The organism is Streptomyces sp. NPDC051582, from assembly GCF_040681715.1.
Lineage (GTDB): Bacteria > Actinomycetota > Actinomycetes > Streptomycetales > Streptomycetaceae > Streptomyces.
The window spans coordinates 103,854-123,541 of record NZ_JBFAZJ010000002.1; the positions used below are offsets into that span (position 1 = coordinate 103,854).

A 19,688-nucleotide genomic window follows, 5' to 3' on the forward strand; every position below is an offset into this window, starting at 1 on the left:
TCCCCCCTCAGGGGAGCTTCGCGAGGAACCCCTCGATCAGCGGGGCGATCTCCCCGAGGTGCGTCTCCAGCGCGAAGTGCCCCGCCCCGTCGACGACGTGCACCTCGGCGTCCGGCGCGTCCCGCAGGTACGCCTTCGCCCCCGCCGGGATGAAGAAGGGGTCCCCCGCGCCCCACACGACCAGGACGGGCACCCCGCAGGCCCGCAGCCAGGCCTGCCAGACCGGGTACTGCGTGAAGTTCGAGGAGTAGTCGAAGGCCAGGTCGGCCTGTGCCCCGGCGCGCCCCGGCAGTCCGACGTAGTGCACGTCGAGGGTCCACCCGTCCGGTGAGACCAGGGCGGGGTCGGCGACACCGGCCTCGTACTGGAAGCGGATGCCCTCCGGGCTGAACAGGGCGCGCACCTTCTCCTCGTCGCCCGGCACCTCCCGCCGGTGTCCGGCGAACGCGCGGGCCGCGTCGGAGAGCCCCTCCTCGTACGCGTTGCCGTTCTGCACGATCAGGCCCGTCACCCGCTCGGGCCGCCGCACGGCGAGCCGCAGTCCGACGGGGGCGCCGTAGTCGAAGACGTAGAGCGCGTAGCGGTCCAGCCCCAGGGCGTCGGTGAACCCTTCCAGGACGTCCGCGAGCCGGTCGAAGGTGTACGTGAACCCGGCCGGGGTCTCGGTGCGGCCGAATCCGGGGTGGTCGGGGGCGATCAGCCGGTACCCGGTGCCGCCGAGGGCGTCCATCAGCCGGGCGAACTGGTGCGAGGAGGTGGGGAACCCGTGCAGGAGGAGCAGGACCGGTCCGTCGGCCGGGCCGCTCTCGCGGTAGGCGACGCGGACCCCGCGCACATCGGCGGTGCGGTGGTGAACGTGCAGCATCACATGCCTCCAGTGGCCTTGTTCCCATTAGTTTGACTCTGCACTTCTAACGGGTCAAGTGCTTCACGTAGCATTAGTGACATGACCGCGAACCCGACGGACACGCCGTTCCCGCTCACGGGCGAGCCCCTCGCCCTGGACCTGCTGAACACCCGGCCCGCCGATGCGGGCGATCTGATCGCCGGCCCGGAAGGACTCACGGCCTGGCTGGCCGTTCAGGAGGACCGCCTCGGGCCGGTCGCCGAGGCGGGCCCGGCGGAGGTGGCGGCCGTGCACGCCGTACGGGAGGCGGCCGGCGCGGCGCTCGCGGCCGCGCGGCGCGGCGAGCGTCCCCCGGCCGGCGCCCTGCGCGCCCTGAACGAGGCCTCGGCGGCCGCCCCGGCCCACCGGGAGCTCGCCTGGACCCCCGAATCCGGGCTGACGGCGGCCGCCCACCGCACGGGCGCCCCGGCCCGGCGGCTCGCCGCACGACTGGCGGACGCCGCGGTCGAGCTCCTGACGGACCCGCGGGTGCGGGACGTACGGGAGTGCGAAGGGGCGGACTGCGTCCTGCTGTTCCTCCCGGCGCACCCCCGGCGCCGCTGGTGCGTGGCCTCGACCTGCGGCAACCGCGCCCGCGTCGCCCGCTACTACGCCCGCCACAAGCCCTGACGGCCGGGACGACCCGTCAGCCCTCGGCCGGGGCGCGGCCCGTCAAGGCCGCCAGGCTGGAGCGCACATGGTTCATGTGCGCCCGCATCTCGTCCTGCGCCTCCCCGTGCTCGCGCAGGATCCGCTCCGTCTCCCGGCCCGTCCGCTCCTCCTGCATCCCGGCCTCCGCCAGCAGCTCCGCCGCCCGCGCCTCCGCGTCCTCCTGCCCGTGCCGCGCCGACTCCTCCGCCTCCGCGTACCCGCGCCGCGCCTCCGCCAGGCGGACCTCCGCGTACCGCTCCAGCTCCGCGTGCCGGGCCTCCAGATCGGCCTCCCGGGCCGCCAGCTCCCGCTCCGCCGCGTCCCAGCGCTCCACGTGCTCCTGCTCGCCGTCCGCCAGCAGCGCGTCCGACCGGCGCCGCATCTCCGTCAGCGCCGCCTGCGCCTGCGCCCGCCACTCCGCCGCGTCGTCCTTCGCCTCCGCCCGGACCGCGTCGGCCTCCCGCCCCGCCCGCAACAGCCCCTGGCGCGCCCGGACCTCCGTCTGCTCCCGCACCGCCTCCGCGTCCTGGCGCGCCAGCTCCGCCACCCGGTCCGCGTACGCCTCGGCCGCGCCACTCGCGTCCACCGCGTCCGCCCGCGCATCGCGCCGTACGGTGTCCGCCTCCTCCTCCACCAACAGGAGGATCCGCCGCGCCCGCTCGCTCAGCTCGTCGTACGTCTGCGGAGCCAGCGCCGCAACGGCCTCGCGCAGCCGCCCCGCCTCCGCCTCCATCCGCTTCGCCAGGACCGTCAGCCGTGCCACCCGCTCCCACGCCTCGTCCCGGCTGCCGGAGAGGCGGGCGAGATACCGGTCGACCTCTTCCGTGCGGTAGCCGCGACCTCGTACGGTCGCGAAACCCGGTCCGTGAGGTGACATGGGTGCAGTCATCCTGGAAGCGCCTCTCTCGGGGTGATTCCTGTCAAGGATGCGCCATTTGCGGCCGGAAGCCCGAATGGCCGGGCCGGTACCCCGCACGAGGGTCCCGGCCCGGCCATCCGCCCGATCATCCGATCAGAGCAACCCGTCCCACATCTGCTCCAGAAGCACCGACCACCAGCTCTCCGGCGACGCCAGCGCCGCGCTGTCGAGCCCCGCCAGATTCGTCTGGAAATCGGCGGTCCAACGGCCCGCCTGCTCCGGCGTCAGATGCTGGCGCAACCGCCACATGTGACCCAGCATCGCCAGCGAACGCGCGAACTGCGGCAGGCTCGAATTCACGAACTGCGGCGGCACCGGAGCACCGCCCGGACCGGCCTCCACCGGCACCGCCACTATGTGCGCCGTCCCGTACTGCACGCACAACGCCTTGCCGAAGTCGCTGCCCACCACCAGGTACGAGCCCGCGTCGGACGCCGGCTGAACCTGCCGCTGCGCCGCCAGCTCCGCCAGCGTCGGCACCGGCTGACCCGGCACCGCCTGCGCCCAGAAGAACGGCCCGAAGTCCGTCGGCAGACCCGCCCACATCAAGGTCTGCGCCACGATCTCCGGCACACCCTGGCGCGACACCGCCCGCTGATCGAAGCGGAACACACCCTGCGGGCCGAACGCCCCGGCCAGCTCCGCGCCGATGGCGTCCAGCGGAATCGCCGGCTGGAGCGGCACCTGCTGGAGCGGCGCCCGTACCGGCGCGGGGCGCGCCGGACCGTCCGCCACCTGGTGCAGCTCACCCTGATGGGTCAGCAGATGCCTCATGCCCTGCTGACGGCCCGCGTGGTCCTTGCCGTACGGGGCCACGCTCGTGATCCGGACCTGCGGCCAGGTCTCCCGGATCATCCGCGCGCAGTAACCGCCGGGAAGCTCGCAGGACTCCAGCTCGGTGTGCAGCTCCAGCACCTGCTGCGGCGGCACGTTCATCGCGCGCAGCTCGTACAGGATCTGCCACTCGGGGTGCGGGGTACCCGGCGCCGAACGCCGGATGAGCTGCTGCTCGGAGCCGTCCGGCGCGCGGTAGCGCAGTACGGCCTGGTAGCCCGGGCCGACCGTGGGCGCGCCGGTGGGCGCCGGGGGCGCCGCGGGGCCGGGACCGGCCTGCGGCTGCCCGGGCGGGCCGGGGGGTGCGGGCTGACCCGTCACGGCCGGACCCGCCAGCATCGTCGCGGCATGGTCCAGCCCGCCCCCGGGCGCGCCGGGAGCACCGGGAGCCCCCGGCGGACCGGGCGGCTGCGGTACGCCGGGACCCGCGAGCATCGTGGCGGCCTGGTGGCCCGAACCGCCGGGAGCGCCGGGCGGACCGGGGGGCGCCGGCGGCTGACCGGGAGCACCGGGCGGACCCGGAGGCTGGGGTACGCCGGGACCCGCGAGCATCGTCGCGGCATGGTCCAGCCCGCGCCCCAGCGAGCCCGGAGCACCGGGCGGCCCGGGAGGCGCCGGCGGCTGACCGGGAGCACCGGGCGGCCCCGGAGGCGCGGGCTGACCCGTCACCGCCGGACCCGCCAGCATCGTCGCGGCGTGGTCCAGCCCGCGCCCCAGCGAGCCCGGAGCACCGGGCGGCCCGGGAGGCGCCGGCGGCTGACCCGGAGCACCGGGAGCACCCGGAGCACCGGGCGGCCCCGGAGGCGCGGGCTGACCCGTCACCGCCGGACCCGCCAGCATCGTCGCGGCGTGGTCGAGGCCGGGCGCACCCGGAGCCCCCGGCGGACCCGGCGGCGTCGCGGGAGCCGCACCCGGCCGGGAGACCTGGGCCTTGCTCGTCGGAGCGTCGGCGATCGACCCGGAATCCGGGCCCTCACCCGCAGCCGCCCCGAGATCCAGCGCGGGGGCGATCGCGGTCTTCGGGAGCCGGCTGCCCCCGGGAATCAGCGCGGTCTTGGCCTCCGGGGCCACACCGGAAGGCGGCGCCATGTCGTCCAGGTCCGAACCCGACAGCGGGGGCGCGAACACCGTCGCGGGCAGCGGTACGGACACGTCGTCCGCACCAGGGTTCACATCGGTGCCGGCCCACGGCGTGGCCCCGGCCGGAACCCCGTCGTTCGCGGTCGGCTCGTACGGCACCTCACGGCGCAGCGGAACCGCCTCCACCGGCTCGGGACCCGGAGCGGACGCGACCACCGGCTCCGGAGCCGGCACGGGCGCCGGCCCGGGCGCGGCCACGGGCTCGGCCGCCACGGCGGGAACCGGCGTCGGCGCCGCCGCAATCCCCGCCCGGTCCGCCGCCTCCTGCAGCCACTCCGGCGGACTCAGCATGAACGAGGTCTGCTCCGAGTCGATCCGCGGCGTCGGGACCGAGGGCTCCGCCACCTGCGCGGCCGCGACCCCGTACTCCTCCTCGTACCGGCGGATCACCTCACCCACCGGCAGACCCGGCCACAGCGTCACCTCCCCGCTGTCCCGCGCGATGACCAGCCGCTGCCGGCCGCCACCGGACACCGGACCGGCCGCCCGGTCCTCCGCCCACACCACGAACCCGAGTCCGAACTCCCGTACCCGCACCTCACGGTGCTGGTACGCCGGCACGTCCCCGTTGATCCATTCCTCGGCGCGCTCCTGCGCCTGCGCAAACGTCACCATCGCGCCGTCACCCCTCCACCGGTGCCGCACCGGACACGGGAACCGAGCGTGCGAATCCGCCGTCCACCATCAGACCGGCCACCGTTTCCAACTCCGGCGGATTACCCGCCAACCGCTCCAGAAAGGCATCGAAATCGGCACCGCACGGCAGCAACAAACGCCCCACGCGCTCCTGCACGGACCAGCCGTCCTGGTCGCGGGCGTCGTCGTACGGGGAGAACCAGACCGAGCCGATCGCCTCGCCCTTGACCTTCAGCGCGAGCAGACCGCCCTGCACGAAGGCCACGCACAGGTAGTCCTTCGTCAGGTGGTCCCGCAGACACTTGTTGACGTACACGAGGTCGTTGACCGCCGCCTCCTCGCGCACCGTGAAGAACGGCTGGTCCACCAGCAGACCCAGGTCCACGTCGAGCCCGGCGCCCACCGGCGCGCAGCCGCCCGCCGCCTTCAGGAACGCGCGGTACGCCTCCGGCAGCCGGTAGCCGAGGTCCTCCTCGACTCCCTGCACCGCCTCCTCGGCGACCGACACCACCGTCTTCGGCAGACCCAGGTGCACCGGGCGCAGCTCCTGCAACGGCCGCGTCCCGCGCTTGCCGTGGTCGACCGGCGCCGTCGCCAGCCCCGCGTGATGCCGCAGCAGTGCCTTCACCTCGACCGGGACCAGCTCCATGCGCCGCGTCCCGGCCACGTGGTGCCAGGTCCAGCCGTGCGGGGTCGCCACCGGCCCGACGGTGTCCCACAGGGCGTGCCCGGCCGCGTGCATCGCCGCGTTCGCGGACACGCAGTCCGTCAGCCGCAGCTCGTCCACACCGAAACCCTCCGGCGGCTCGGCGATCTCCACCGCCGCGCGCGCGTACGGGGAGAAGTCGGGATGTCCGTCCGCGTCCATCCGTACCCCGTGGGGATGCCGAGCGGCCCGGACCGGGTCCGGGAAATGCACGACCTGCCCGGAGTACGCGGCGTTGGGTGGCGCGGCCTGCTGCCCGAGCCGACCTGTCGTCATGGCGGTAGCCCCCTGCTGGATCTGGCTGGTTCACCACAGCCTATGTGGTCGGGCAAGGGCCCCACCCGCCCACGACCCCCGCACCCGCGCGCGGGCCAGGAACATCCGAATTGATACGAATATTCGACCCCGCTTCCACACGACAGGGGACATTTGACAGGCTGTCCCCTCAGCACGGGGGCGTGCGCGACAGCGGCCACCACCGCCGCCACGGGAGGGAAGACGCGACCATGCAGAACACGGCGACACGCACGGACACCGCCGACGGCGCCTCGGGACCCGGCGACCAGGGCGACCCGGGCGACCCGGCAGCCGGCAGGCAGGCCGGGCCGGCCGCCCCGGCCGGAGACCCCCGCCTGCGCTGGAGCAGCACCGACGGCCGGCCCGCCGCACCCGTCCTGCGCTTCCGCCGCGACGGCATCCTGCCCACCATCGCCGCAGCCCTCTCCGTACGCGGCGAAACCCTCACCGGCACCGCGGGCAAAGCCGACCAGCCACCCGCCCTGCACCCCCTCGTCCAGGACTTCCTCGACACCCTCACCAGCGGCCAGCGCGAACGCTTCACCGGCCGCTGCCCCGAGGCGATCCTGCTCTCGCGCCACCTCGCGGCCGTGGAGGGCGCCCGCAGCAAACGCGCCTCCCGCAAACCCCTCACCGCGAGCGAAGCGCGCCGCGCCCTGAAGCACTCCAAGATCACCGCACGCCGCATCCGCGAGGACGGCGACCCGCTCCACGGCAGCTACGCACCCCCCTGCCGCTCCTGCGAAGCCCTCCTCGCCCACTTCGGCGTACGCGCCGTCGACCTCACCCCCGCGTCAGAGAAGGCCTGACCTCCACCACCATGACCACCTCCTCAGCCTCCTACGACCGCTCCACGGCCACCCGCTTCCCGGGCCCCGTGGACACCGCCCTGCGCACCGCCGGCTGGGAGCCCGGCCGCTGGGACATCAAGCAGGCCGAGTTCTGGGCCGATGCCCTGCGCGACCACACCACCCCCGCCGGCCACCGGCACACCGTCTTCCCCGCCGCCGTCGAGGCCTGGGCCGAATTCGGCGGCCTCCACATCACCGCGCCCGGCCCCGGCCGCCAGATAGCCCCCGCCCCGGTCCGCCTCGACCCCCTCAGCGGCCTCCACCTCGCCCGCACCTTCGCCGACCTCGGCCGCGCCCTGTCCACGGAGCTCTGCCCCCTCGGCGTCGACGCCGACGCCGGATCGCACCTCGCCATCGACCGCGAAGGCCGCGTCTACGGCATCGACCACACCGGCGACTGGTACCTCGGCACCGACCTGGACGAAGCGCTCACCCTCCTCCTCACCGGCCTCCAGCCCACCCGCCTCACCACCGCCCCGTAGGAAGGGCGCCCCGCAGGAAGGGCGCCCCGTCGATCAGGCCGGCGCTCGCCCACGCGGGCCGCGCCGGCCGGCCCGATCCGAAAGAAACGGCCTACGCCCCCCGCAGAACGCACGGCAGGACCACCGACACCCTGAAGCCGCCCTCTTCCGTCGCGCCGGACACGAAGACGCCGCCCAGGCCGAGCACCCGCTCGCGCATGCCGACCAGCCCGTTCCCGCCGCTCGGCAGGCCGGGCTGGACCACGTCCGCCCCGCACGGCCCGTTCTCCACCTGCATGGCCACCTCACCCTCCCGATGAGCCAGCCGCACCACCACCCGCGCCCCCGGCGCGTGCTTGTGGCAGTTCGTCAGCGCCTCCTGCACCACCCGGTACGCCGTCTGCTCCACCTCCGCCGGATACCCCGCCCCCGCGCCCCGGACATCCAGCTCCACGACCATCCCGGCCGCCCGCGACTGCCCGACCAGCGCCTCCAGCTCACCCAGCGAGGGCCCGGGACCGTCCTCGAAGCTCCCCACCAGCGCGGCCACCGTCGCCCTCGCGGCGGAAGCGGCGGCGGCCGGGGCCCGCTTCGGCGACTCCGCCGCCCGCAGCACCCCCAGCATCTCCCGCAACTCCGTCAACGCCTGCCGCCCCATGTCCCCCACGAGCGCGGCATTCTTCGCCGCCCGCTCCGGGTCCTTGACCGCGACCGCCTCCAGCGCCGCCGCGTGCACCACCATCAGCGACACCCGGTGCGCCACCACGTCGTGCATCTCGCGCGCGATCCGCGTGCGCTCCTCCGTACGGGCCCACTCGGCCCGCTCCTCCGCCCGGTCCGCGAGCAGCGACAGCTCCCGCTCCAGCGAATCCGCCCGCTCCTGCAAGCTCTCCATCAGCCGCCGCCGCGCCCCTATGTACAGGCCGAGCAGCACCGGCGGCACGGTCAGCGCCACCGCGACGAACACGGACAGCACGATGACGAGCGACTGCGAGGCCCCCTGGTCCCCGCTGGTCCGCACGTACATCACCACGAAGGTCGCGACCAGCGACATCGAGGTCAGCGTCGCGGTGATCCGCCGGGGCACCTCACAGGCGGCGAGCGTGTACAGCCCGACCACTCCGAGCAGGAAGCCCATCGCGGCCGGCGACACGGCGATCCCGACCAGCACCACGGCGATCGGCCAGCGCCGCCGCAGTACGAGCGTGGACCCCACGAGCAGCCCGAACAGCACCCCGACCGGCACCGGGAGCCCGGCCTCGTGCGCGAAGGGCACCCCTTCGACGGCGCACTCGACGGCCGACACGGCCGCCAGCCCCACATCGAGCACGGCCCCCCGCGGCCGCTCCCACCACCATGGCCCGTCCCGCCCGGCCCCGCCCTGCTCTTCCCCCGTAATGGTCATGCCGTCCAGCGTACGCAGGGCCCCCAGCACACGTGCGAACGTAATTCCGGCGGACCGGGCCCGATCGCACGTACGGCCGAGTCGCCCGTCGACCGCGACCTGGCACCACGTTCCGAACGTTTCTCGCACGGCTGCGCCTCGTGGGCCCGACGGGAGACCGCCCGGGGCTCGGGCTTCAGATCCACAAGACCGCCGAAGCGGCGGCCGCGGAGCGGCATCGGCCCCAGGCGGTGGGGTTGGATTCGCCGCAAGGCGCTGATCTTTACCGTCGCATCGAGGGGTGGTGGTGCGGCATAGTAGGTGCCGTCGACTCGACCGACGAGAGGTAATGTCCGGTTTAGTCGCAAATAATCCCCTGTGGTGTAATTGGCAGCACTGAGGCTTTTGGTGCCTTATGTCCGGGTTCGAGTCCTGGCGGGGGAGCTCCTGTACACGCGGGTCCTGACCTCTCGGTCGGGACCCGGCTTCGTTTCCGGGGTGCGGCCCCCCGGTATCCTTCACGGGTCCACCACCCGAAGCCGAAGGGCATCCCCGTGAGCGCCAACCGCCCGGCAGCCGTCGTCGTACTCGCAGCGGGTGAAGGCACCCGCATGAAGTCGGCCACTCCCAAGGTTCTGCACGAGATCTGCGGGCGCTCGCTCGTGGGTCACGTCGTCGCCGCCTCGCGCGAGCTGGACCCCGAACACCTCGTGGTCGTCGTCGGCCACGCCCGCGAGCAGGTCACCGCGCACCTCGCCGGCGTCGACGCCGGCGTCCGCACCGCCGTCCAGTACGAGCAGAACGGCACCGGACACGCCGTCCGCATGGCCCTCGAAGAGCTCGGCGGCGGCGTCGACGGGACCGTGATCGTCGTCTGCGGCGACACGCCCCTGCTCACCGGGGAGACCCTGCAGCAGCTCGCGGCCACGCACGTGTCCGACGGCAACGCCGTCACCGTGCTCACCGCCGAGGTCCCCGACTCCACCGGCTACGGCCGCATCGTCCGGGACGGCGCCGGCGCCGTCACCGCCATCGTCGAGCACAAGGACGCCACCGACTCCCAGCGCGCGATCCGGGAGATCAACTCCGGGGTCTTCGCCTTCGACGGCGCCCTCCTCGCGGACGCGCTCGGCAAGGTGCGCACCGACAACAGCCAGGGCGAGGAGTACCTCACCGACGTGCTCGGCATCCTGCGCGAGGCCGGTCACCGCGTCGGCGCGGCCGTCGGCGGCGACCACCGCCAGATCGTCGGGATCAACAACCGCGTCCAGCTCGCCGAGGCCCGCGCGCTGCTGAACGCCCGCCTCCTGGAGCAGGCGATGCTGGCGGGCGTGACGGTCGTCGACCCGGCGAGCACGTTCGTCGACGTGACCGTGACCTTCGGGCAGGACGCGCTGATCCACCCGGGTACGCAGCTGCTCGGCGCGACGCACGTCGCCGAGGGCGCCGAGGTCGGTCCGAACACGCGGCTCAAGGACACGAGGGTGGGCCCGCGGGCGCGCGTGGACAACACGGTCGCGGACACGGCGGTCATCGGCGAGTCGGCTTCGGTCGGCCCGTACGCGTACCTGCGTCCGGGGACGAGCCTGGGCCTGAAGGCGAAGGCCGGTACGTACGTGGAGATGAAGAACGCGACGATCGGCGAGGGCACGAAGGTGCCTCACCTCTCGTACGTGGGCGACGCGACGATCGGCGAGTACACGAACATCGGCGCGGCGAGCGTGTTCGTGAACTACGACGGCGAGCACAAGCACCACACCACCGTCGGTTCACATTGCAAGACGGGTTCGGACAACATGTTTGTGGCGCCCGTCACGATCGGGGACGGCGCGTACACGGCGGCCGGTTCGGTGATCACGAAGGACGTGCCGGCCGGTGCGCTGGCCGTGGCGCGTGGCCAGCAGCGCAATATCGAGGGCTGGGTGGCTCGGAAGCGTCCGGGAAGTGCTGCGGCGACGGCGGCGCAGTCGGCGGTTTCGGAGGATTCCGACCCCCGCTGAGGCCTCGTTGAGGTGAACTGACCGGAAACAGGTAGGCCCGGCAGGGCGTACCGTGATAGGTGCACGCAATTCGGCTGGCTCACCGTGTGCGGGACGGACGCACACGGGGGCGAGCAGCTTTCAACACGTCTGAGGAGACTGTGCTGTGACCGGGATCAAGACGACCGGCGAGAAGAAGCTGATGCTCTTCTCCGGCCGCGCCCACCCCGAGCTGGCCGAGGAGGTTGCGCATCAGCTGGGCGTTGCCCTCGTGCCGACCAAGGCTTTCGACTTCGCGAACGGTGAGATCTACGTTCGTTTCCAGGAGTCGGCTCGTGGCGCGGACTGCTTCCTGATCCAGAGCCACACGGCTCCGATCAACAAGTGGATCATGGAGCAGCTGATCATGATCGACGCGCTGAAGCGCGCGTCGGCTCGCTCCATCACCGTGATCATCCCGTCCTACGGCTATGCCCGTCAGGACAAGAAGCACAAGGGCCGCGAGCCGATCTCGGCCCGCCTGGTCGCCGATCTGCTGAAGACCTCGGGTGCGGACCGCATCCTCACGGTCGACCTGCACACGGACCAGATCCAGGGCTTCTTCGACGGTCCGGTGGACCACCTGTCGGCGCTGCCGGTCCTCGCGGACTACGTGGGCGCGAAGGTGGACCGTTCGAAGCTGACGATCGTCTCCCCGGACGCCGGCCGCGTGCGCGTCGCCGACCGCTGGTGCGACCGTCTGGACGCGCCGCTGGCGATCGTGCACAAGCGCCGTGACAAGGACGTCGCGAACCAGGTGACGGTCCACGAGGTCGTCGGTGAGGTCCGCGGCCGCGTCTGCGTCCTGGTCGACGACATGATCGACACGGGTGGCACGATCTGCGCCGCCGCCGACGCGCTGTTCGCGCACGGCGCGGAGGACGTCATCGTGACGGCCACGCACGGCATCCTGTCGGGGCCGGCCGCGGACCGCCTGAAGAACTCGAAGGTCAGCGAGTTCATCTTCACGAACACCCTGCCGGACCCGTCCGACCTGGAGCTCGACAAGATCACGGTCCTGTCGATCGCCCCGATGGTCGCGCGCGCGGTGCGCGAGGTCTTCGAGGACGGCTCGGTCACCAGCCTGTTCGAAGAGCAGCAGTAACCGGTAGCGCAGAGATCCTTTTGGGTGCGGCCTCCGCGCCGGGTAGACTCCACGAGTTGCTCGGCGAGGGAGGCCGCACCTTTTCGGTGTCGGCGCTCCGTTATCGACGCGCTCTTCGTAGCAGGCCGTTCAGGCCGGGTGACCTTCGTCCGTTTTCCGTCACCCCACGAGGAGTGAGCATGTCCGAGGTCAAGCTTTCCGCCGAGCTCCGCACCACCTTCGGCAAGGGCTCTGCCCGCCAGGCCCGTCGTGACGCCCTGGTTCCCGGCGTCATCTACGGCCACGGCAACGACCCGAAGCACGTCAACGTCGAGGGCCACGGCCTGGCGCTGGCGCTGCGTACCCCGAACGTCCTGATCTCCCTGGACATCGCGGGCGACGGCACCGAGCTGGTCATCCCGAAGGCCGTGCAGAAGCACCCCCTGAAGCGTTCGATCTCCCACGTCGACTTCCTGATCGTCAAGAAGGGCGAGAAGGTCACCGTCGAGGTCGCCGTCGTCACCGAGGGCGACCTGGCCCCCGGCAACAACATGCTGGAGACCCTCCTCAACACCATCACGGTCGAGGCCGAGGCCACCCACATCCCGACCGAGGTCACCGTCTCCATCGCGGGCCTTGAGGCCGGTGCCTCCATCCACGCCAAGGACCTGGTCCTGCCGGCCGGCACCACGCTGGCCGTCGACGGCGACACCGCCGTCCTGCAGGTCGTCGCCCCGCAGGCCGAGGAGCCGGCCGCCGACGCGGCCACCGAGGGCGAAGAGGCCTGAGCCTCGCCCTTCCCCCTCAGCACTTGCTGATCGACCGCCGTCCGGCTCCACTGGGAGCGGGACGGCGGTCGTCCTCGTTAAGGAGCATGGATGTCGGACGATGCGGCGCCGTGGCTGATCGTCGGCCTCGGTAATCCCGGGGCGGAGTACGCGGGCAACCGCCACAACATCGGGTTCATGGCGGTGGACCTGCTGGCCGAGCGGATGCGCGGGAAGTTCAAGGCGCACAAGGCGCGGGCGCAGGTGGTCGAGGGCCGGATGGGTCCTCCGGGGCCGGCGAACCGCCGGGTGGTGCTGGCGAAGCCCATGTCGTTCATGAACCTGTCGGGCGGGCCGGTGACGGCTCTGCGCGATTTCTACAAGGTGCCGGTGGACCGGATCGTGGCCGTCCACGACGAGCTGGACATCGACTACCCGACGCTGAGGCTGAAGCTGGGCGGCGGGGACAACGGGCACAACGGCCTGAAGTCGATGACGAAGTCGATGGGGCCGGAGTACCACCGGGTGCGGTGCGGCATCGGGCGCCCGCCGGGCCGTATGCAGGTCGCGGACTTCGTGCTGAAGGACTTCTCGTCGACGGAGCGCAAGGAGCTGGACTGGTTCGTGGACCGGGCGGCGGACGCGGTGGAGTGCCTGATCGCGGAGGGCCTGGAGCGGGCCCAGTCGGCGTACAACTCCTGACCGCCCACGTCATGGCCGCCGGCCGTCCGGTGCACGAAGGCCCCCGCCGTCCGGTCCGGATGGCGGGGGCCTTCGTACGTGGTGGGGTCAGCCGGTGTTGCGCAGGCCCGCGGCCACGCCGTTGACCGTGAGCAGCAGGGCTCGGGCGAGCAGCGGGTCCGGGTCTTCGCCGCGGGCGGCGGCCTCGCGCTGGCGGGCCAGCAGGGAGACCTGGAGGTAGGAGATCGGGTCCAGGTAGGCGTCGCGGACGGCGAAGGTCTGCTGGAGGACCGGGTTGGAGTCCAGGAGCTTCTGGCCGCCCGTGATGCGCAGGACCTCGCGGACGGTGAGCTCGTGTTCGGCCTCGATGCGGGCGTAGACGTGCTTGAGGTCTGCGGGTACGAGGGTGTCGACGTAGTGGCGGGCGATCCGCAGGTCGGTCTTGGCCAGTGTCATCTCGACGTTGGACAGGAAGTTGCGGAAGAAGTGCCAGCGCGTGCCCATCTCGGCGAGGGCGTCGCCCTGGCCGGCCTCGCGCAGGGCCTTCAGGCCCGAGCCCACCCCGTACCAGCCGGGGACGATCTGGCGGGACTGGGTCCAGCCGAAGACCCACGGGATGGCGCGCAGTCCGTCGAGGCCCGCGCCCGAGTCGGGGCGCCGGGAGGGGCGGGAGCCCAGGTGGAGGTCGGCGAGCTGGTCGACGGGGGTGGCGGCGAAGAAGTACGCCGGCAGGTCCGGGTCCTCGACGAGTTCGCGGTAGGCGGTGTGCGCGGCGTCCGAGACGGTGTCCATGGCCGCGTCCCAGCGGGCGAGGTCGTCCTCGGACTGCCGGGGGGCGGTGTGCAGGGCGGAGGCCTGGAGGGTGGCCGCGACGGTCAGCTCCAGGTTCTCGCGGGCCAGTGACGGGACGAGGTACTTGTCGGAGATGACCTCGCCCTGCTCGGTGACCTTGATCTCGCCTTCGAGGGTGCCCCAGGGCTGGGCGAGGATCGCGTCGTGGGAGGGGCCGCCGCCGCGGCCGACGGTGCCGCCGCGCCCGTGGAAGAGGCGCAGCCGCACGCCGTAGCGGTGGGCGACGTCGCGCAGTCGGCGCTGGGCGCGGTGGATCTCCCACTGGCTGGTGGTGATGCCGCCGAACTTGGAGGAGTCGGAGTAGCCGAGCATGACCTCCTGGACGTCGCCGCGCAGGGAGACGAGGCGCCGGTAGGAGGGGTCGGCGAGCATGGCGTCGAGGATGACGTCGGCGGCCTTGAGCTCGTCGGTGGTCTCCAGGAGCGGGACGATGCCGATCTTGGCCCAGCCGGCGTGGAGGTCGACGAGGCCGGCCTCGCGGGCGAGGACGGCGGCGGCGAAGACGTCGTCGGCGCCCTGGCACATCGAGATGATGTACGACTCGATGACCTCGGGGCCGAACTTCTCGAAGGCGTCCTTGATGGCGAAGAAGACGCCGAGGGTCTTGTGGCCGGCGGCGTCGAGGGGTGCCGGGGTGGGGGCCAGCGGGCGGCGCGAGCGCAGTTCCTTGGCGAGGAGCTTCTGCCGGTAGTCGCGCGGCATGTCGGCGTAGCGCCAGGACTCCTCGCCGAGCCGGTCGAAGAGCTGGCCCAGCGCGTGGTGGTGGGCGTCGGCGTGTTCGCGGACGTCCATGGTGGCGAGCTGGAGGCCGAAGGCGGCCAGTGTGCGGATGGTGCGGTCCATGCGGCCGTCGGCGAAGAGGGCGCCGCGGTGTTCGCGCAGGGAGGTCTGGATGAGGGTGAGGTCGGTGAGGAGCTCGGCGGTGCCGAGGTAGTCGCGGCCTTCCTCGTGGGGGGTGCCCTTGGCGAGGCGCTCGCGGGTGTTGACGAGCTTCTGGCGGATGCAGGTGGCCTTGAGGCGGTACGGCTCCTCGGCGTTCAGCCGCTTGTAGCGCGGGCTGATCTCGGGGAGGCGTTCGAGGTCGGCCTGGAGGGAGGAGAGGAGTTCCTCGGTGGCGCCGGTGTAGCGGATGGAGTTCGACAGCAGTCCGCGCAGGAAGTCGACGAGTTCGAGGGCGTCGGTGATGCCGTGCTCGTGCTGGAGGATCAGTACGTCGCGGGTGACGTCGGGGGTGACGTTGGGGTTGCCGTCGCGGTCGCCGCCGATCCAGGTGCCGAAGGTGAGCGGGCGGGTGCCGGCGGGGATCTCCACGCCGACGCGCTGGAGCTCGGCGGCGAGGTCTTCGAGTACGTCGCCGACCGCGCCGGCGTGCAGCTCGTCGAGGTAGTAGATGGCGTTGCGGGCCTCGTCGGCGGGTTCGGGCCGTACGACGCGCAGCTCGTCGGTCTGCCAGACGAGGTCGATGTTCTCGGCGAGGCGCAGGTCGTGGCGGCGGCGTTCGCCGGCGCCGGCGACGGGCTCCTCCAGGAGGGCCGCGATGCGGCGCAGCTTGTTGAGGACGCTGCGGCGGGCCGCTTCGGTGGGGTGCGCCGTGAAGACGGGGCGGACGTTGAGGTTCTTGACCGTCTCGCGCAGGTGCTCGGGGTCGGCGTCCTTGAGCATGTCGGCGGTGCGGGCGAGGAGCCCGCCCTCGGCGGCGCGGTGGGCGCGCAGTTCCTTGCCGCGGTGCACCTGTTCGGTGACGTTGGCGAGGTGGAAGTAGGTGGAGAAGGCCCGTACGAGCTTGGCGGCGGTCTCCAGGTCGGTGTCGCCGAGCAGTGCGGCGGCAGCGATGCCGTCGGTGCGCGTCAGGGCGCGTACTTGTTCGACGAGGTCGAGGAGTTCTTGGCCTTCCTGGCGGACGAGGGTCTCGCCGAGGAGGTCGCCTAGGCGGCGGATGTCCGCCCGCAGCTCCGCGTTGGCGGCGGCGACGGCGGTGGCCGGGGCCTTGGCCGGGGCCTTGGCCGGGGTGGAGGAGGCCTGGTCAGCACTGCTCACAGGTGCGGCTCCTTGCAGTGTTCGAGCGCTACTGGGAGGTGGGCTCCGGGGTGCGCGGGGGATGGGCCCGGACTCCGTTCCCGGCTGTCGCCGGGAGGGGGCCGGGGGGTGTCCCCCACCTGGTGCGCAGCTCGGCTGCCCGTGCGGACCGCGCTGTCCGACGACACCAGGATAGGTGTCCGGGCCTCGTGCCTCGCTAAACGTCTCACCAGGCGGCGCGCGGCCCGCTGCGAGCGCCCTTGAGAGCGCCTCGGGCCCGGTCGTGCTCCTCTTGCCCCGGGCTCCGGCTTTGCCATACTTACGTTGCCGTAGGTTACGGATCCGTAGCCTGGATGGGCGCCACGGGCGCCCCACCGATTACTCACCCCCCAGGGGACCCTCATGACCACCAGTCCCGAGCTGATCGAGGGCGCCTCGGCGGCCTCCGATTCCGATACCCCCGCGCCCTCCGCGACCCTCGGAGGCGAGAACAAGCGGTCCGTCGAACAGATCGCCCTGCTGCTGTTCATCGTCGTTCCCTTCCTGGCGCTGCTGGCGGTGGTCCCGCTGGCCTGGGGCTGGGGGGTGAGCTGGCTGGATCTGGGCCTGATGGTGTTCATGTACTTCCTGGCCTGCCACGGGATCACCATCGGCTTCCACCGGTACTTCACGCACGGTTCCTTCAAGGCGAAGCGCCCGCTGCGGATCGTGTTGGCCGTGATGGGTTCGATGGCGGTGGAGGGTCCGCTGGTGCGCTGGGTGGCGGACCACCGCAAGCACCACAAGTTCTCCGATCACGACGGGGACCCGCATTCGCCGTGGCGGTTCGGCGAGACCGTTCCGGCCCTGATGAAGGGGTTGTGGTGGGCGCACATCGGGTGGCTCTTCGACGAGGAGCAGACCAATCAGCAGAAGTACGCCCCGGATCTGATCAAGGACCCGGCGATCCGGCGGATCTCGCGTGACTTCGTCCTGTGGACGATCGTGTCGCTGGCGATCCCGCCGCTGGTCGGCGGTCTGGTGACGATGTCGTGGTGGGGTGCGTTCACGGCGTTCTTCTGGGGCTCGCTGGTGCGGGTCGCGCTGCTGCACCACGTGACGTGGTCGATCAACTCGATCTGCCACGCGGTGGGCAAGCGTCCGTTCAAGTCCCGGGACCGCTCGGGCAACGTGTGGTGGCTGGCGGTGCTCTCGTGCGGGGAGTCCTGGCACAACCTGCACCACGCGGATCCGACGTCGGCCCGCCACGGCGTGCTGCGCGGCCAGGTGGACTCCAGCGCCCGGCTGATCCGCTGGTTCGAGCTGGCGGGCTGGGCCACGGACGTGCGCTGGCCGTCCAGGGACCGCATCGACGCCCGGCGCAGGGAAAACGCGTCGAACGCGGCATGATGGGGGACGTGGCGATCGACGGCAGCAGTTCCAGCAGTGACAAGCCCCGGCGTGGCCGCCGGGTCCGGATGACGGGCGCCGAACGGCGTCAGCAGCTGCTGGACATCGGCCGCACCCTGTTCGCGGAGAAGGGCTTCGAAGGCACGTCGGTGGAGGAGATCGCGGCGAAGGCCGGAGTCTCCAAGCCGGTGGTGTACGAGCACTTCGGGGGCAAGGAGGGCCTGTACGCGGTCGTCGTGGACCGGGAGATGCGCCAGCTGCTGGACGGGGTGACGGGCGCGCTGACGGCCGGGCACCCGCGGGAGCTGCTGGAGCAGGCGGCGTTCGCGCTGCTCGACTACATCGAGTCGTACACGGACGGTTTCCGCATCCTGGTCCGGGACTCTCCGGTCGCCCAGTCGACGGGTACGTTCGCCTCGCTGATCAGCGACATCGCCACGCAGGTCGAGGACATCCTGGGGCTGGAGTTCAAGGCGCGCGGGTTCGACCCGAAGCTGGCCCCGCTGTACGCGCAGGCGCTGGTCGGGATGGTCGCGCTGACCGGGCAGTGGTGGCTGGACGTGCGCCGGCCGAAGAAGGCGGAGGTCGCGGCGCATCTGGTGAACCTGGCCTGGCACGGGCTGGACGGGCTGGAGTCGAAGCCGCGGCTGATCGGCCACCGCAAGAACTGAGCCGTAAGGCCACGCACCACGAACGCACGGCGGGCACGCACCGCGCGACGGCGCCCCGTCACCGGATCTCCGGTGGCGGGGCGCCGTCGCGCGGCACCGCTGCCTCGGGAGCTCAGGCCTGCGGTTCGAGGAACTCCAGCCGGTTGCCCACGGGGTCCTCGGAGTAGAAGCGGCGGTGTCCGGGAAGGTCGTCGTCCCAGACGACCTCGGCGCCGCGCTCCGCCAGTCTCTCCGCGTACGCCTCGATCCCCGTGACCCGCAGCCCCGGGTGGGCCTTGCGGGCGGGCCGGAAGTCCGCTTCGACGCCCAGGTGCAGCTGTACGGGCCCGGCGGCGAACCAGCAGCCGCCGCGGGCGGCGAGGACGGGCGGCTTGGGGATCTCGGTCATGCCGAGTACGTGGGTGTAGTACGCGCGGAGCCGGTCCTCCGAGCCCGGCGGCGCTGCGAGTTGGACGTGGTCGACTGCGCTCAGCACGGCGGTCAGAGCTCCTTGCGGGCGACGGCGAAGATGCGGCGGAACGGGAAGACGGTGCCGCGCGGGCCGGGCGGGTAGGCCTCGCGCAGCAGGTCGCGGTATTCGGCGAGGAAGGCCTCCACCGCCGTCCGGTCGTCCCCGAGGGCGGTCAGCACGGGCCGCAGGGCGGTGCCCTTGACCCAGTCGAGCACCGGGTCGGTGCCGGTGAGGAGCTGGTGGTACGTGGTGTCCCAGGTGTCGACGGTGCAGCCGAGCTCGACGAACCGGTCCAGGTACTCGCCGGGTTCGAGGAGGTGGGTGTAGCGGGCGCCGTGGCCGGCGAGGCGGCTGCGCCAGCGCGGGGTGTCGCAGAGCCGGGCGAGCAGCGCGTGGCTGGGGGCGGTGAAGTTGGCGGGGATCTGGAAGGCGAAGGTGCCGCCGGGGCGCAGTCCGTTGATCCAGGCGGCGAAGGAGCCCGGGTGGCTGGGGACCCACTGGAGGGCCGCGTTGGAGACGATCAGGTCGTAGGGCTCCTCGGGGAGCCAGTGCGCGAGGTCGCCGTGGCGGAATTCGAGGCTGCCGCCGCCCGAGGTGGGTCCCGCGTACTCGTCGGTGGCGCGGCGGAGCATCTCCGGGGAGAGGTCGAAGCCGGTGACGCGGGCTTCGGGCCAGCGTTCGGCGAGGAGCGCGGTGACGTTGCCGGGGCCGCAGCCGAGGTCGGCGATGCGGGCGGGCCTGGAGGGCAGCTCGGGTATCCGGTTCAGGAGGTCGAGGAAGGGCCGGGTTCGGTGTCCTGCGTGGCGGAGGTACTGCTGGGGGTCCCAGGTGGGCGCGGCGTGGGCGGAGGGTGCGGGGATCCTTGCCGACGCGGTATCGGAATGCATGTTCGAGCCTCCCTACTGGCGGGGCGGACGGAAGCGGAAGCGGTTCCGGCCCCCTCCATGCCCATCGTCGCCCAAAATATATCTCGACGTCAAGACTCATGACATCA

General features: G+C 72.4%; 17 protein-coding genes and 1 tRNA gene. 10 read left to right on the forward strand and 8 right to left on the reverse strand.

All coding sequences use genetic code 11. The annotated features are described in order from the left end of the window. Window positions 1-7: 7 nt before the first annotated feature. Window positions 8-865 (reverse strand): alpha/beta hydrolase, encoded by an 858-nt coding sequence (locus AB0M92_RS03560; RefSeq protein WP_366100428.1) that lies wholly within the window; start codon window positions 863-865, stop codon window positions 8-10. 81 nt (window positions 866-946) lie between these two features. Between AB0M92_RS03560 and AB0M92_RS03565 the strand changes: the two genes are divergently transcribed. Beyond that, complete coding sequence (locus AB0M92_RS03565) at window positions 947-1,516, forward strand: CGNR zinc finger domain-containing protein (protein ID WP_366100429.1); 570 nt, start codon at window positions 947-949, stop codon at window positions 1,514-1,516. A gap of 16 nt (window positions 1,517-1,532) precedes the next feature. Here the strand turns inward: AB0M92_RS03565 and AB0M92_RS03570 are convergent, their stop codons facing one another. The 3 genes from AB0M92_RS03570 to AB0M92_RS03580 all read right to left on the reverse strand — a co-directional run bounded on the left by AB0M92_RS03570 (window position 1,533) and on the right by AB0M92_RS03580 (window position 6,048). Continuing rightward, window positions 1,533-2,414 (reverse strand): cellulose-binding protein, encoded by an 882-nt coding sequence (locus AB0M92_RS03570; RefSeq protein WP_366100430.1) that lies wholly within the window; start codon window positions 2,412-2,414, stop codon window positions 1,533-1,535. A 135-nt stretch (window positions 2,415-2,549) separates the two neighbouring features. Continuing rightward, the gene (locus tag AB0M92_RS03575; protein ID WP_366100431.1) at window positions 2,550-5,045 is read right to left on the reverse strand and encodes an SUKH-4 family immunity protein; all 2,496 of its coding nucleotides are present in this window, start codon (window positions 5,043-5,045) and stop codon (window positions 2,550-2,552) included. A gap of 7 nt (window positions 5,046-5,052) precedes the next feature. After that, complete coding sequence (locus AB0M92_RS03580; RefSeq protein ID WP_366100432.1) at window positions 5,053-6,048, reverse strand: SMI1/KNR4 family protein; 996 nt, start codon at window positions 6,046-6,048, stop codon at window positions 5,053-5,055. A gap of 230 nt (window positions 6,049-6,278) precedes the next feature. On the opposite strand from AB0M92_RS03580, the gene AB0M92_RS03585 reads away from it, so the two are divergent. After that, on the forward strand, window positions 6,279-6,878 hold the full coding sequence (locus tag AB0M92_RS03585) for a YwqJ-related putative deaminase (protein WP_366100433.1): 600 nt from the start codon (window positions 6,279-6,281) through the stop codon (window positions 6,876-6,878). Between the two features lie 11 nt (window positions 6,879-6,889). Continuing rightward, window positions 6,890-7,402: an SUKH-3 domain-containing protein gene (locus AB0M92_RS03590; protein WP_366100434.1), complete on the forward strand. Its 513-nt coding sequence runs from the start codon at window positions 6,890-6,892 to the stop codon at window positions 7,400-7,402. Between the two features lie 91 nt (window positions 7,403-7,493). Here AB0M92_RS03590 and AB0M92_RS03595 read toward each other — a convergent pair whose 3' ends face one another. Then, on the reverse strand, window positions 7,494-8,786 hold the full coding sequence (locus tag AB0M92_RS03595; protein WP_366100435.1) for a histidine kinase: 1,293 nt from the start codon (window positions 8,784-8,786) through the stop codon (window positions 7,494-7,496). A gap of 351 nt (window positions 8,787-9,137) precedes the next feature. On the opposite strand from AB0M92_RS03595, the gene AB0M92_RS03600 reads away from it, so the two are divergent. The 5 genes from AB0M92_RS03600 (at window position 9,138) to pth (ending at window position 13,336) form a co-directional block, all read left to right on the forward strand. Further along, window positions 9,138-9,209 (forward strand) — tRNA-Gln (locus AB0M92_RS03600). Between the two features lie 110 nt (window positions 9,210-9,319). Next, window positions 9,320-10,765, forward strand: a complete 1,446-nt coding sequence (glmU, locus tag AB0M92_RS03605; RefSeq protein ID WP_366100436.1) for a bifunctional UDP-N-acetylglucosamine diphosphorylase/glucosamine-1-phosphate N-acetyltransferase GlmU — start codon at window positions 9,320-9,322, stop codon at window positions 10,763-10,765. Window positions 10,766-10,910: 145 nt separating this feature from the next. Beyond that, the gene (locus AB0M92_RS03610) at window positions 10,911-11,888 is read left to right on the forward strand and encodes a ribose-phosphate diphosphokinase (protein ID WP_048479135.1); all 978 of its coding nucleotides are present in this window, start codon (window positions 10,911-10,913) and stop codon (window positions 11,886-11,888) included. Window positions 11,889-12,067: 179 nt separating this feature from the next. Next, the gene (locus AB0M92_RS03615) at window positions 12,068-12,655 is read left to right on the forward strand and encodes a 50S ribosomal protein L25/general stress protein Ctc (RefSeq protein ID WP_366100437.1); all 588 of its coding nucleotides are present in this window, start codon (window positions 12,068-12,070) and stop codon (window positions 12,653-12,655) included. 90 nt (window positions 12,656-12,745) lie between these two features. Continuing rightward, entirely contained in the window at window positions 12,746-13,336 is a 591-nt protein-coding gene (gene pth, locus AB0M92_RS03620) for an aminoacyl-tRNA hydrolase (protein WP_366100438.1), read from the forward strand. A gap of 87 nt (window positions 13,337-13,423) precedes the next feature. Here the strand turns inward: pth and ppc are convergent, their stop codons facing one another. Continuing rightward, a complete protein-coding gene (gene ppc, locus AB0M92_RS03625; protein ID WP_366100790.1) occupies window positions 13,424-16,117 on the reverse strand; it encodes a phosphoenolpyruvate carboxylase in 2,694 nt (897 codons plus the stop codon). A gap of 468 nt (window positions 16,118-16,585) precedes the next feature. Here ppc and AB0M92_RS03630 point away from each other — a divergent pair, with 468 nt between their 5' ends. Further along, the gene (locus AB0M92_RS03630) at window positions 16,586-17,572 is read left to right on the forward strand and encodes a fatty acid desaturase (protein ID WP_366100439.1); all 987 of its coding nucleotides are present in this window, start codon (window positions 16,586-16,588) and stop codon (window positions 17,570-17,572) included. Beyond that, on the forward strand, window positions 17,572-18,243 hold the full coding sequence (locus AB0M92_RS03635; protein WP_366100791.1) for a TetR/AcrR family transcriptional regulator: 672 nt from the start codon (window positions 17,572-17,574) through the stop codon (window positions 18,241-18,243). The genes AB0M92_RS03630 and AB0M92_RS03635 overlap by 1 nt, the downstream gene beginning before the upstream one ends. A gap of 112 nt (window positions 18,244-18,355) precedes the next feature. Here the strand turns inward: AB0M92_RS03635 and AB0M92_RS03640 are convergent, their stop codons facing one another. Then, on the reverse strand, window positions 18,356-18,718 hold the full coding sequence (locus tag AB0M92_RS03640) for a VOC family protein (RefSeq protein ID WP_366100440.1): 363 nt from the start codon (window positions 18,716-18,718) through the stop codon (window positions 18,356-18,358). Between the two features lie 5 nt (window positions 18,719-18,723). Further along, entirely contained in the window at window positions 18,724-19,581 is an 858-nt protein-coding gene (locus tag AB0M92_RS03645; RefSeq protein ID WP_366100441.1) for a trans-aconitate 2-methyltransferase, read from the reverse strand. Window positions 19,582-19,688: the final 107 nt, after the last annotated feature.

Bases quoted from the DNA above. Each gene is read 5' to 3' on its own strand.
- AB0M92_RS03615 (WP_366100437.1), top strand. From the start codon at position 12,068: ATGTCCGAGGTCAAGCTTTCCGCCGAGCTCCGCACCACCTTCGGCAAG.
- AB0M92_RS03590 (WP_366100434.1), top strand. From the start codon at position 6,890: ATGACCACCTCCTCAGCCTCCTACGACCGCTCCACGGCCACCCGCTTC.
- AB0M92_RS03645 (WP_366100441.1), bottom strand. From the start codon at position 19,581: ATGCATTCCGATACCGCGTCGGCAAGGATCCCCGCACCCTCCGCCCAC.
- AB0M92_RS03565 (WP_366100429.1), top strand. From the start codon at position 947: ATGACCGCGAACCCGACGGACACGCCGTTCCCGCTCACGGGCGAGCCC.
- AB0M92_RS03630 (WP_366100439.1), top strand. From the start codon at position 16,586: ATGACCACCAGTCCCGAGCTGATCGAGGGCGCCTCGGCGGCCTCCGAT.
- AB0M92_RS03575 (WP_366100431.1), bottom strand. From the start codon at position 5,045: ATGGTGACGTTTGCGCAGGCGCAGGAGCGCGCCGAGGAATGGATCAAC.
- AB0M92_RS03570 (WP_366100430.1), bottom strand. From the start codon at position 2,414: ATGTCACCTCACGGACCGGGTTTCGCGACCGTACGAGGTCGCGGCTAC.
- pth (WP_366100438.1), top strand. From the start codon at position 12,746: ATGTCGGACGATGCGGCGCCGTGGCTGATCGTCGGCCTCGGTAATCCC.
- AB0M92_RS03580 (WP_366100432.1), bottom strand. From the start codon at position 6,048: ATGACGACAGGTCGGCTCGGGCAGCAGGCCGCGCCACCCAACGCCGCG.
- AB0M92_RS03595 (WP_366100435.1), bottom strand. From the start codon at position 8,786: ATGACCATTACGGGGGAAGAGCAGGGCGGGGCCGGGCGGGACGGGCCA.
- AB0M92_RS03560 (WP_366100428.1), bottom strand. From the start codon at position 865: ATGCTGCACGTTCACCACCGCACCGCCGATGTGCGCGGGGTCCGCGTC.
- AB0M92_RS03635 (WP_366100791.1), top strand. From the start codon at position 17,572: ATGGGGGACGTGGCGATCGACGGCAGCAGTTCCAGCAGTGACAAGCCC.
- AB0M92_RS03585 (WP_366100433.1), top strand. From the start codon at position 6,279: ATGCAGAACACGGCGACACGCACGGACACCGCCGACGGCGCCTCGGGA.